This is a genomic window from Sphingobium sp. AS12, from assembly GCF_019097845.1.
GTDB lineage: Bacteria > Pseudomonadota > Alphaproteobacteria > Sphingomonadales > Sphingomonadaceae > Sphingobium.
On the sequence record NZ_JAHRGM010000025.1, the window covers coordinates 1 to 13,202 of the forward strand.

General features: G+C 60.2%; 8 protein-coding genes and 2 pseudogenes. 6 read left to right on the forward strand and 4 right to left on the reverse strand.

Translation table 11 applies throughout. From position 1 onward, the window contains the following. Positions 1-202: 202 nt before the first annotated feature. From KRZ98_RS11750 to KRZ98_RS11765, 4 genes and pseudogenes are all read left to right on the forward strand, one after another. A pseudogene (locus KRZ98_RS11750) lies at positions 203-1,035 on the forward strand (IS5 family transposase). A gap of 97 nt (positions 1,036-1,132) precedes the next feature. After that, a complete protein-coding gene (locus KRZ98_RS11755) occupies positions 1,133-2,140 on the forward strand; it encodes an IS110 family transposase (protein WP_217673724.1) in 1,008 nt (335 codons plus the stop codon). A 445-nt stretch (positions 2,141-2,585) separates the two neighbouring features. Beyond that, entirely contained in the window at positions 2,586-4,070 is a 1,485-nt protein-coding gene (locus tag KRZ98_RS11760) for an ATPase domain-containing protein (RefSeq protein WP_217673754.1), read from the forward strand. Between the two features lies 1 nt (position 4,071). Beyond that, entirely contained in the window at positions 4,072-7,449 is a 3,378-nt protein-coding gene (locus tag KRZ98_RS11765) for a PAS domain S-box protein (protein ID WP_217673725.1), read from the forward strand. A gap of 521 nt (positions 7,450-7,970) precedes the next feature. On the opposite strand, the gene KRZ98_RS11770 is transcribed toward KRZ98_RS11765, so the two are convergent. From KRZ98_RS11770 to KRZ98_RS11785, 4 genes are all read right to left on the reverse strand, one after another. Beyond that, positions 7,971-8,483 (reverse strand): hemerythrin domain-containing protein, encoded by a 513-nt coding sequence (locus KRZ98_RS11770; protein WP_217673726.1) that lies wholly within the window; start codon positions 8,481-8,483, stop codon positions 7,971-7,973. A 557-nt stretch (positions 8,484-9,040) separates the two neighbouring features. Continuing rightward, the gene (locus KRZ98_RS11775) at positions 9,041-9,697 is read right to left on the reverse strand and encodes a DUF6766 family protein (protein WP_217673727.1); all 657 of its coding nucleotides are present in this window, start codon (positions 9,695-9,697) and stop codon (positions 9,041-9,043) included. Positions 9,698-9,819: 122 nt separating this feature from the next. Then, positions 9,820-10,716, reverse strand: a complete 897-nt coding sequence (locus tag KRZ98_RS11780; protein WP_254798281.1) for an NAD(P)H-hydrate dehydratase — start codon at positions 10,714-10,716, stop codon at positions 9,820-9,822. Next, complete coding sequence (locus KRZ98_RS11785) at positions 10,713-11,513, reverse strand: histidine phosphatase family protein (RefSeq protein ID WP_368389812.1); 801 nt, start codon at positions 11,511-11,513, stop codon at positions 10,713-10,715. Before KRZ98_RS11785 ends, KRZ98_RS11780 begins: the two co-directional genes overlap by 4 nt. Positions 11,514-11,590: 77 nt before the next feature. Between KRZ98_RS11785 and KRZ98_RS11790 the strand changes: the two are divergent. Next, positions 11,591-12,269: pseudogene (locus tag KRZ98_RS11790) on the forward strand (TCP-1/cpn60 chaperonin family protein); the annotation flags it as partial. Between the two features lie 280 nt (positions 12,270-12,549). After that, complete coding sequence (locus tag KRZ98_RS11795; protein WP_254798282.1) at positions 12,550-13,167, forward strand: PAS domain-containing protein; 618 nt, start codon at positions 12,550-12,552, stop codon at positions 13,165-13,167. Positions 13,168-13,202 lie beyond the last annotated feature (35 nt).

Genomic DNA, 13,202 nt, shown 5'->3' on the forward strand with positions numbered 1-13,202 from the left:
GGCGAAAATGGGAAGATATTGACGATATGGGCGGATGCGTCTTGCCACTCGATCAGGCCCTCGACCACATCGCTGAAAACAGCATCTTCTGGACTTGGACCTGACCAAAAACGTACAAAGTCGAGCTAAGAGCCCGATCCGAAAGTTGTTGAGCAATACCAGCATGTTGTGATTCACGCCTCTTTGCGAAGAGATGGAGTGAATGATGACATGGACTGGTATTGCCCGTCGGGAGCATAGTCGGGAAGGTTTGCGGTATCCATCGGATATGACGGACACGGAGTGGGCGCTGGCAGCGCCTTTCGTTCCACCGGCGAGGCGAGGTGGCCGACGCCGATCTGCCGACATGCGCGAGGTTCTGAACGCGATGCTGTACATCGCGGCGAGCGGGTGCGCGTGGCGGCTTCTGCCGAAGTGTTTTCCTCCAGTATCGACGGTGCGGCGCTATTTCTATGCCTGGCGCGATGCCGGTCTGTTTGACGCGATAAACATGGTGCTGGTCATGAACCTACGGGAGATCGAAGGGCGTGAAGCTTCACCCAGCGCCGGAGTGATCGACAGCCAATCGGTCAAGACCACCGAAAGTGGCGGAATTTCGGGCTATGACGCGGGCAAAAAGGTGAAAGGCCGGAAGCGACATATCCTGACCGACACCTGTGGCTCATCTTCATCCTCGTACACGCCGCCGATATTCAGGATCGAGATGGCGCCGTCGATGTATTGGCAGCCATTCGCAAGCGGTTTCCGTGGCTGCGGAACATCTTTGCGGACGGCGGCTACGCTGGCGACAAGCTACGATCCGCCTTGGTTGGCATGGGCAAATGGACGATCGAAATCATCAAGCGATTGGACAAGGCGAAAGGCTTTCAGGTGCTGCCCCGCAAATGGGTGGTCGAACGGACTTTTGCCTGGCTCGGGCGTTGTCGTCGGCTCGCGAAAGACTGGGAGCGATCCATCGCCTCGTCAACAGCTTGGGCCCTCATCGCCTCAATCCGCATGCTCACACGCCGAACCGCAAGATATTGTCAGAATTGAGAAACTTCCGAATCATCGTGTAATTGCGGCTGCTTCCCTCGGGCCTTGGTTGAGGCGCACACTTCTGGTTGTCGAATCCTGAAGGAAGGAAGCAGCCATGAAGCACTATGCCGGATTGGACCTGTCGATGGAAAGCACGCAGGTCTGCATCGTTAACGAAAATGGTCGGAAGCTGGTCTCGGAGAAGGTCGAGAGTTCCCCCGAGGCGATCGCCGGGATGCTGGAGCGATATGGACCGATCGAGCGGGCCGTGATCGAATCGGGACGAATGTCACCCGCGATCTGCCTTGGCCTTCGCGAACTCAGCGTTCCAGTCGTATGCATTGATGCCCGCCAAGCTCATCAGAGCCTGAAGGCGATGAAAGCGAACAAGACCGACCCACACGACGCAGCAGGGCTGGCGCAGCTGGCTCGCACGGGCTTTTACAAGGAGGTGCATGTCAAATCTTCGGCGGCGCACGGAGTGCGAAGCGTGATCACCGCGCGCAGCCACCTTGTCAAAGCCCGCGTGGGGCTCGACAACACGATCCGAGGCATTTGTGCCACGTTCGGCTACCGCCCTGGCCCTGGGCAAGGAAAGGCATTCCTCGCGCGGATCATGGAAGCCGCGCACATACCGGGGCTGGGTGACGCTATCTCCTCCCTGCTGTGTGTTCGCGCCGAACTGGTCGAGCAGGTCAAGGAGATGGACCGAAGGCTGCGTATCATCGCCAGCCAGTCGCAGGCCTGCGAAATCCTGATGAGCATACCGGGTGTTGGCGTGCAGACATCGGCGGCCTTCGCTGCTGCGGTCGACGATGCGGGGCGCTTCCGCCAATCCCGGAATGCCGGAGCTTACTTCGGGTTGGTACCTCGACGCCATCAATCCGGCGAGATCGATTGGACCGGTAGGATCACCAAGCAGGGCGACGGTACGGTGCGCAAGCTTCTCTACGAGGCAGCCAACTCGATCCTGTCCCGGTGCCAGCAGACATTCGCCCTGAAAACATGGGCCATGAAGATCGCTAAGCGCCGTGGCTTCAAGAAGGCCCGCGTTGCGCTTGCCCGTCGGCTCGCAGTCATCATGCACGCCATGCTGCGCGATGGCACTTTGTTCCAGGCATGAGATGAGGTAAAAGCAGTTTGCCAGCGGTGAGGCACCAAAGCTGATCCGAGGGCGGTGTCCCGCGAGGGAACGCAGGGGCGAACGATCTGCGAAGTAGTCCGATGGGCCCCATAGCCCGCTTCGAATCAATGCAACGTTCGTTCTTGTGAGACCCGATACAGCACGACCGAACTTGTGTTCGGCCAGTGCGGACAGATCCATGAAACCCTCAAGGGATCACACCGCCAGAGCTCTGCAATTACAGATCCGGCTCTAAGATAAATCGGTTGCGTCGGACCAATGCATTTTCTTGGCGTTCAAAAATCCTATCTGGCGCGTTAAATCCCATAATCAAAGATAGACGCGTGACAACTCATCGGACCAAAACCGGAGGCCGGGAGTTATAGGTTGCGCCTCTGTAACGATCGTGGAGATTTGCGTGACGGCCGATGAGCAACTGACTGCGATGGCTTCTACCGGGATTGCCGGGCTCGATGAAATCCTCAACGGCGGCCTTACGCCCGAACGTATGTATCTGGTCGAAGGGACGCCGGGTACCGGCAAGACTACACTTGGCCTCGGCTTCCTGCTGGCGGGTGTCGCCGTCGGCGACGTCGGTCTCTACATCACGCTCGCCGAAACCGAGGTCGAATTGCGCGCGGTCGGCAGATCGCATGGCTGGTCGCTCGATAAGCTGCAGCTTTTCGAAATGGTCCCGGCCGACGGGTTCACCGAAGATCACGAGCAGACACTGCTCCATCCAAGCGAAGTCGAACTCGGCGAAACGGTCCGCAACATCATGGCCAAGGTCGATGAGCTAAGGCCCTCGCGTGTCGTGCTCGACAGCCTCTCGGAGCTGCGGTTACTTTCGCAAAGCCCGATCCGTTACCGCCGCCAGATCCTCGCGCTCAAGCATTTCTTCTCTACCCGGGCTTGCACCGTACTGGTGCTGGACGACAAAGGCGCGAGTGGGAGTGATCTGCAGCTTCACAGTATTGCGCATGGGGTAATCTCGCTCGATCAGGCACTGGCGGGGTTTGGCGGGCAGCGACGGCGAATGCATGTCGTCAAGATGCGCGGCGTGCGGTTCCGGGGCGGCTATCATGATTTCGAGATCATGCGGGGCGGCCTGTGCGTCTACCCGCGTCTGGTCGCCGGAGATCATGACACCATCGACGGCGGCACGGCGATGACGACCGGCTCGGACGAACTCGACACTTTGCTTGGCGGTGGTCTGGTTCCGGGGACCGCGACCTTGCTGACCGGACCAGCCGGGGTCGGCAAGACGACCGCGTCGGTGCAATGCATGGTCGCTGCGCTCGAGCGTGGTGAGCGCGCTGTCTATTTCCTGTTCGACGAACGCGTACCAACGCTGATGACGCGTAGCGCTGCACTCGGCATGGACCTCAAGCCTTTCCTCGACAACGGTCTGCTGACGCTACGGGCGATCGATCCCGCCGAAATGTCGCCAGGCGAATTCGCGGGCTCGGTCCGGTCGGCTGTCGAAAACGATGGCGCCAGGATCGTCGTGATCGACAGCCTCAACGCTTATCTCCAGTCGATGCCGAACGAGCAGTTCCTCGTCCTGCAGATGCATGAGATGCTGAGCTATCTTGGCCAGAAGGGCGTCGTCAGCCTGCTCATTCTTGGCCTGCACGGCATCACCGGCGACATCCGGTCAGATGTCGATCTGAGCTATCTTTCCGATACCGTCGTCCAGCTGCGCTATTTCGAGGCGCATGGCGAGGTCCGCCAGGCAATTTCCGTCATCAAAACGCGGACCGCGCGGCACGAACGAACGATCCGCGAGTTTCAGATCGGCGGCAGCGGGTTGCAGCTCGGCGAACCGCTCAGGCAATTTCAGGGTGTGCTGACAGGCGTGCCAACCTTTTCGGGCGAGGCGAAGACTTTGATGGCGAGCCAGACGGATCCGGATACGACTCGCGGATAGAATGAACGATCTTGTCCTGATCTTTGCGCCGCGCGGCCGCGATGCCGCAATCGCCGCCGGTTTGCTCGGCCGTCACGCCATCGCAGCGCTAATCTGCACGGATGCGCGCGACCTCACTAAGCGCCTGGATGAAGGCGCCGGTGCGGTCCTTCTCACCGAAGAAGCACTTGTCGGGCCAAACGCCTCGGAGATCGCTGGCTGGGTGGCCGGGCAGGAAAGCTGGTCGGACATTCCATTCGTCGTTCTTGCCAACGGGTCGCGCACGCCGCGTACGGTCGCCGCGACGGAGCGGCTTGCCGAGCTGGGCAATGTGGTTCTACTCGAGCGTCCGCTTCACGCCGAAGCGATGCTCGGCGCGATCCGATCGTCGCTCAAAGCGCGCGCGCGGCAGTTCGAAGTGCGCGACACCGCACGCCTGAGCGCGGCGCAGAATCGCATTCTCGCGCTTGCCGTCGAGGCCGCGCCGCTCACCATCACGCTGGACGCCATCGTGCGCGAGGTCGAAGCCCTGTCGACTTCGGGTATGATCGGGTCGATCCTGCTACTAAGTGAAGACGGCCGACAAATGCGTCAGGGTGCCGGGCCCAGCCTGCCAGCCGCTTACAACGACGCGATCGACGGTATCGAGGTTGGGCCGGCGGTCGGTTCCTGCGGCACGGCGGTGTATCGCAGAGAACCGGTGTTCGTTGCCGACATTAGTACCGATCCGCTTTGGGTCGACTTTCGCGATCTGGCGCTGGCGCATGACCTGCGTGCCTGCTGGTCGCTTCCTATCACTTCGGTCGAAGGTGAGATTCTTGGCACATTCGCCATGTACCACTGCGAGCCGCGCGAGCCCGTCGCGACAGACCTCGCCATCGTCGACTTCGTGGTGCGAACCGCCGGCATCGTCATCGCACGTGCACGGGCCGAGGATAATCTTCGCGCGAGCGAGGCCCGCTATCGCCAGATCGTCGAAGGGGCCGAGGATTTCGCCATCGTGTCGCTCGATCCCGCCGGCACGATCACTGGATGGAGTAGCGGCGCCACACGTCTGCTGGGCTATTCGGCAAGCGAGGCGCTCGGCCAGACTGGTGGCCTGTTCTTCACGCCTGAGGATCGGGCCGCGAATGTGCCGGCGCGGGAGATGGCGCGGGCGACCGCCGAGGGCCGCGCGATCAACGAACGCTGGCATGTGTGCAAGGACGGTCACCGCTTCTGGGGCTCGGGCCTCACCATGCCAATCGCCGAACAGGACGGCGGCTACGTCACCATTTTCCGTGACCGGACCGCCGAGCATGAAGCGGAGGCGGCGCTGCGGGAAAGCGAGGCCCGGCTACGCTTCTTTGGAGCGTTGGAAGAGCGACTGTTCGGCGCTGCCACCGCTGACGATGCGATGCTTTCGGCCGCGGAGATGCTGGGCCGACAGATCGATGCCTCCCGCTGTGCCTATGCGAATGTCGACGCCGACAATGACCGGTTCTGGATCCGCAACGACTATACAGCGCCAAGCATCGCGACTTCTGCCGGGACCTATAGCCTCAATCTCTTCGGGCCGCGCGCTGCAGCCGAGCTGCGGCAGGGGCAAACCCTGATCGTTCGCGAAGTGGCGGGTGAGCTCGGACCCGATGAAGGGCGCGCAATGTTCCAGTCGATCGGCATCGAGGCGATCGTCTGTTGCCCGCTTGTAAAACAAGGGCAGCTCGCCGCGATGATGGCGGTGCATCAGGATGTACCCCGCGACTGGAGTGCGAGCGAGATCACCCTGATTCGCGAGGTTGTCGAGCGCTGCTGGGCGCATGTGGAGCGTGTCGGTGCCGAGGCGCGGCTGCGTGAGAGCGAGGAGCGGCTGCGCCTTGCCGTCGAAAACGCCGAGATTGGCTTTTGGGATGTTGATGTCATCAACGATCGGCTAATCTGGCCAGCCCAAACCAAGGCCATGTTCGGGATCTCGGCCGACGTGCCGGTTACCATGGCGGACTTCTACGTTGGCCTGCATCCCGATGACCGTGATGCAACTAGCGCAGCTTATCTGGCCGCAGCCGACCCCACGCAGCGCGCGCTTTACGATGTCGATTATCGCACCATCGGCAAGGAAGACGGCGTTCTGCGCTGGGTTGCTGCAAAAGGGCGAGGCGTGTTCGATGTCTCGGGACGCTGTCTGCGTGTCGCTGGCACCGCGCTCGATATCACCGCGCGCAAGCAAGCCGAGGAGGCGCTGCGCGATCTCAATGCAACGCTTGAAACGCGGGTGGCAGAGGCAATCGCGGAGCGCGAGGCAGCGCATGAGGCACTTCGCCAAAGTCAGAAAATGGAGGCGATGGGCCAGCTCACCGGTGGCGTTGCGCACGACTTCAACAATCTACTTACCCCGATCGTTGGTTCGTTGGACATGCTCCAGCGTAAGGGGGTTGGAACGGAGCGTGAGCAGCGGCTAATCGCGGGCGCGGCGCAGTCCGCCGAACGTGCTCGAGTGTTGGTGCAGCGTCTGCTCGCGTTCGCGCGGCGCCAGCCATTGCAATCGGTCGCCGTCGATATTGCCCAGCTGGTCGCCGGGATGGGCGATCTCGTCGAAAGCACCACCGGGCCTCAGATCAAAGTCGTAGTCGATGCCGCCAGCGACCTGCCATCGGCCAAGGCTGATCCCAACCAGCTCGAAATGGCGCTGCTGAACCTCTCGGTGAACGCGCGCGACGCCATGCCTGATGGCGGAACGCTACGCATTTCGGCGACAGCTAAGCCAGTAGGCGCGAACCACCGCTCCGGCCTTCCCCCGGGTGAATATGTTCGAATCTCTGTTGCCGACACAGGGTCAGGCATGGATGAGGTGACGCTCGCCCGCGCGATCGAGCCGTTCTTCTCGACCAAGGGGATCGGCAAGGGCACTGGCCTTGGCTTATCGATGGTGCATGGCCTGGCCTCACAGCTAGGCGGCGGTCTAACCATCCAAAGCCGACCGGGCATGGGTACCAACATCGAACTCTGGCTCCCCGTCAGCACAACACGTGTCGAGGAGGCACCGGATCATCAGCGTGCAGCAGCCACCGCCGCGCATCAAGGCGTAGCACTACTTGTCGATGATGAGGAACTGGTTCGCATGAGCACAGCCGATATGCTCATAGAGCTCGGCTACGCCATAATTGAAGCCAGTTCAGCGGAGGAGGCGCTACGGCTGCTGGATAGCGGCACCCCCGTTGACATTGTCGTGACCGACCATCTCATGCCCGGCATGACGGGTACCGATCTCGCCCTACGCGTCCAGTTGGCGCGGCCGCAACTGCCGATCCTGCTCGTATCGGGATATGCCGAGCTCGAAGGCATCGATGCCAAACTCCCGCGGCTGACCAAACCATTTCGAAAGGATGAGCTTGCAGCGACGCTCACTTCGCTACTCCATTAGATGTCCGGTCAAACGGCAATAAAGAGTGTCGCCGACGGGCTGGTTTGCATGAGCCAAATGACGGATTTTGGCACGATACGGTATCACTAGAAAGTCGGGAGTTGCTCGAGAGCCGTTGGAATAGCGGACCGTCCGGACCTGGAGAACGAAAATCGGCTCCTGAATGCGGTAAAGGATCGACATCAGTAGACGGAAGTAGGACAATTTTGCCGTTCCCAATCTATATTCTGGTTGGCAGGACCCGCCGACAGTGGTCAGTCAAGCCGTCAGCATTCGAGTGAGGGGCGCTCAGAGCGGCGGCAGTCAGGGCAATCGAGGTCAACTGCGTGATTTTATCTGAATTGCATCCGCAATCGATGCTGCCGTATGCTGGCAAGCCGTTGATGGCTGCATTGCGAATCAGCAACGGGCGGGAGAGCGCGTGCATCCTTCCGCCGCCGTAGCCCCTGGAACAAGCGGAGCGCTCACCATTTCAAGTTAAACCCCGACGGCATAGGCGCCGCCGGGGCACGACAGATCAGCTATGCCGTGACTAGATTGACGGCGGTCGGTTTAGCCGCCGGCAATCCTGACGTCTTGGCCAGGGTAAGGAGCTCCGTCTTCCGCCCGGCCATTTGATCGCGCAATGCAACTAAATCGACATCGGTCTTGCGACATTGGGCAAACATGCCCTCCGACGGCATTTCCTCTTCATGGACATGATGTTTGATTTCTTCGGAGAGAACCTTGACCTTGGCGTCATAGAAATCGTCGTCGGGCGAGCTTGCCTCGATATCGTTGATCAGGACCTTCGCGCCATCATGCTCGACATACGCTTCGTCGAGCGTGTCATCCTCGATCAGACCGCGGAAGGCAGGATAGAAAATCTCTTCCTCGATCAACGTGTGAACCTTGAGCTCGACGCAGATTTCCTGGGCTAGGGTCTGCTTGCGGTTAGCGGACGTGGCTTGCTCGAATTTTTCGAACAGCTCTTCGACCTTTCGGTGGTCTGCCTTCAGCAAGGCGATCGCATCGGTGAACTGGGGCTCTGCCATCTTCGTCCTCCTTGTATGTGAAGTAGGCGTAAAATCCTTCGGGACACGCGTTGGTTCCCCGCGAACGACTCGCGACATGGGCGGTCGCAATCAATAGTTTCTCGGTGTCGCAGGTTATGCCCAGGCGCAGGTCAAGGCGCACGAGAAGACGCTTGGCACCCTTCGCGCATAAGCCACCGATGGCGACGTGCCGGCCCATAAAAGCTTCGCTGCAAGCCTCGTGCCGATCGTTTCAGGGCACCTCAGCATGGCCAATGGTTTGAAGGGCTGAAGCCCGCTCGGGCCGAACGTCAAGCGTCGCTGGCATGCTACGCTGATAACGCGCCATTAATTCCGACCAACTCTTGGAGGCATTTTGTGACATCGACTGATACGCAAAAGACTGCGGACGTGCCTGACGAGAGGAAGTTCAGGAAACATAGAAAAGGGGGAGGATAAGGATCCCAATCCCCTCGCGCCGCCAACAAACACGCAGGGCGGCAGCTAGTCGATAGCCCGAACCTGGCGGCGGCATGCCGCCGCCAGGACACCGCTCAAGCTGGCCTGGCACCTGACCTTCATTCCCCTGTTTGGCGGTGCGGCGCAGAGACGCCCTTTGATTCCGGGGATTCGCGCTGGCGAAGAAAGATCGATAGAAGCACAAGCACTGCAGTCGACAGAAATTCGCTTTGCCAATTCTGGAATGATTCGAACCACAGTTGAGAATCTGTCAAATAGGCCATAGTGGCTACCGGTTTTTCTCCGTGCGCCAAAGCTTCCTGGGCGGCGACACGCGCGCTTTGCGTCCAGTGAATGATGAAGGACAGGATAAAAAGGAGGCCGAGGGCGAACCCCAGGGATCGCGCATACAAAGCGCGCCAGAATGAACCCCAGTTCAGGATAGCCGGCGCACCCGGCTTGTTCGCCTGGATGTCTAGATCAACGTCGCGAGGCGGGGAGTCAGGATCCTTCGATTCAGCAGATCCCCGTTGGACGAGAACCGCCGTCAGGACCACATAAGCGGCCATCTGAAGAAACTCGCTTTCCCAATTTTCGAACACACTGGATAGGAATTGCGGGCTGAGGGTATATGCCCCGAGCGAAAGGACGGCTTGCCCGTGCCGGCGCGCGTCTTCCATCTCGACATGCCAGCCAGCTATCCACTGGCCTACGATGCTTACGGCAAACAAGCCTATCAGGACGATCGTCAGTCCGTTATCGCGAAATACGCGCATCACCCTCTCCGCTTTTTATATGGGAGGAAACGTCGATCAGCCGCGATAGGTCCGAAGGTGTTTTCCATGGGTCAGGCGATGAAAAGCAAGGTTGGTAGTCGCCTGTGCAGATGAAGCCATTTCTACGCAGACAATGGCTGTCCCAACGTCTGCATCAGGCGAGGAATGAAGGGCAGCAATTCGCGCGCGAGGAAGCCGATTTCGCCGATCTTGGTCGCCGCGAGCTGCCCGGCCGCCCCATGCAGGGCAACACCCCAGCCTAAGGCCACAATCGGTGCAGCTCCGCGGGCGAGCAGGCCGCCGATGATGCCGGCAAGGACATCGCCCGATCCACCGACACCAAGCCCCGGACAGCCTCCCGCAAAGTGGAGGATAGGCGTGCCGGGCCCACCGATCCAGGTTTCAGGCCCCTTGAGCGCTATGTAGGCGCCCGTCTGTTCCACGATTTGGCCGACCATATGTGCAGGATTTGCGGCGACGGCCTGCCGATCGCATCCAATCAATCGGGCCATCTCGCCATGATGCGGTGTCAAAATGAGCGGCAGTTTCCTTGCGGCGGTCGCGAGTTCACCTAGACTTGCGCAGGTCAGCGCCGCGGCATCAAGCAGCATGGCAGGTGGGGGCAACGCCAATAGGCCGTGCACGAACAGGCCCGTCTCCGTGGTTGCACTCATGCCAGGTCCGACAAGCAGAAGATCGCATTGCGGCACCAGATCGGCCAACACAGTAACGCCATCCTGCGCGATCTCTCCGTCCTCCCGCATCGGCAGACCGATCATGGCGGCTTCTGGAACCAGCACGCCCAAAGCCGACGCGACCGCATCGACAGTGGCCATCTGCAATTTGCCGGCGCCCGCGCGCAAAACGGCTTCGCCTGTCAGCGCAAGGGCACCTGGAACGAAGCGCGCACCGCCAACCAGAAGGACACGCCCTCTGCTATTCTTATCGCAACCGCTATCGATCTGCGGGAGGCGGTGGGAAGCGCACCACCCTGCATCAAGGGAAATTATCTGGGTCATCCCCGGGCAACAGCAGGTAAATCCGGGGCGTCTGTCACCGGCACAGCCTCCAACTCTTGCGGTGCTACGACATTATAGCGCTGAAGAACCAGATTGCCGCGCCTCCCCGCTTGCGGGTCGAAACGATATTCTGTGACCGAGCAGTTGGCGACGTCAGCCTCTCGATCGATATCCAGGATCTGGGCTTCATCCATATTCTCAATGATGTAGCGCAGACACAGGACCACTACCTGATGCGCGAAGATGATGACCCTTTGCCCCGAATAGTGAAGAGACACTGTGTCCATCAAAGCCCGGAGGCGAAAGATAACATCGCACCAGCTCTCGCCCCCAGGCGGGCGGTGATAGAATTTCCCTAGCGTCTGTCGGAAGGCGGCTTGCTGCGGCTCAAGCTTTGCGACGCCGCCGGTCGTGAGCCCGTCCAGGATGCCGAACTCCTTCTCGCGCAACCGCTCATCAATGCAAACGGGCTCCTCCATCGCAGCGCCCCCCTCGCCCCTGAACAGCTTGGCCGTCTGCACGGCACGGCGATAGGGTGAGGAGAGGATCACATCGGGTAGCGGACCCATTATACCGCCATGAGCGAACCAACGACCAAGCGCTCTGGCTTGCGCCTCACCCAAAGCACTGAGCGGCACATCGACGTCCCTACCCTCCAGCGCGATGCGATCGAGCGCAGCGTCGTGCGCTGCGTCACGGGCGACATTCCCAGCACTTTGTCCATGACGGACGATCCAGAGTTGCGAAGGCCAAGGTGCATGCTCATTATCCATGACGGGATCAATGCCGCTCAGCACCTTGCGGTTCCTGCGATATCACCAGCGCGACAATCGGAACGCGCTACCGCGCAGTCGCGAATAGGCCTTGCGCGAGTGGCCGGGCAAAGAAGGCCACGATCGACAAGGACGACACCACGGTCATCGACGGCGTCGGCACCAAGGCCGATATAGACGCGCACATTGCGCGGATGCGCCAGCAGATCGAGACGACCACCAGCGAATATGACAGTGAAACGCTCCAAGGGCGGCTCGCCAAGCTGGCCGGTGACGTGACGGTGATCCGCGTCGGCGGCGCGACCCAGGTCTCGGTCGAGGTCAGGGAGAAGAAGGACTGGACGGATGATGCGCTGCATGCCGACGTGCCGCAGTCGAAGAGGGCATCTCCTGCCTGGCGACGGTGTGCCGTTCCTGCGCGCGCTCAAAGCGCAGGATGGCATCAAGGCGGCCAACGACGACCAGCAGTCTGGCTTTGACGTCGTCCGCCGCGCGCTTCGCCCCCCCCCCCCCCGGCAGATCGCCGAGAATGTCGGTGAGGACGGTGCCTGGATCGTCTGCAAGCTGGCCGAAGCCGAGGACCATCATTGAGGCTTCAACGCGCCCACCGGCGGATATCAGGACCTTGTCCAGGCAGGCGTGATCGATCCGGCCAAGTTTGTGCGATCGGCGCTCCAAGATGCGGCCTCGGTCGCATCGCTCCTGATCACCACCGAAGCGCCAGTCGCGGAGGTACCGAAGGAGGATAAACCCACGCCCGGACCGGCCCAGCACTGTTGATCTGGAACGGAGGGCTTTCGATCGGGCTCCCCTACTTTCTGATACTGTCTAGACAATTCAGCATGCTGCCGAGATATCACGCTGCATCACATAGCCTATTGAACGTAGACATAATGGCTCTGTTGTTCGCGATGTGATACCAAGGCTGCCGAAAATGCCGCCCGCCCGCCTTGCTCCTATTCAGATCGGAATGCTCTTGCCTCTCAAGACTATTAACGGATGCGGTGACCTTGATGTGGCGTTTTCGTGAGCGCACCGGATGACAACGCCCTCTGATCAGATGACGAATCCTGCGCAATGCGCTTTGCAGAGGCAACGACTACGCAACGTGTTGATACGGTCAAGCCGCCACTCGCCACTCGCTACTATCGTGACGGATGCGAGAGCCGAAAATGTCATCATCGCTGTCAATGATGCTTTCGAAAGGCTGAGCGGCTATGCTGAGTCCGATATGATCGGCCAAAACTGCCGTTTGCTCTCTGGGGCTGCGACTTGCCCAACATCTCAGGCCATGATGCGCCAGGCTATTGAAGCGGGCCGACCGGCATTTGTCACTCTGGTCAACTACCGCAAAGACGGTCAAGCTTTCCACAATGCAGTGATGATTGCGCCTGTCTATGACGAGGTTGGAGTTCTCGCTTTTTTCATCGGAACCCAATTGAGGGTAGATGGCGAAGTTCAAGATGCCGGAACCGCCAAGGCTAAGTTAGCTGTATTGACCCCCCAGCAGTTGAAGGTCCTCGAGCAAATGGCGCGCGGCATGCGCCACGCCGAGATCGCAAAGAATCTTGGCCTTTCCATCAAGACCATCAAGATGCATCGTGGCGCATTGGTGCATCGCCTGGGTGTTCAGACTTCGACTGAGGCGATCAGGATTGCCATAGAGGCGGGCCTTTAACCTAAAGCAAGGCCGCTCTGAATGGCCTTGCCAAC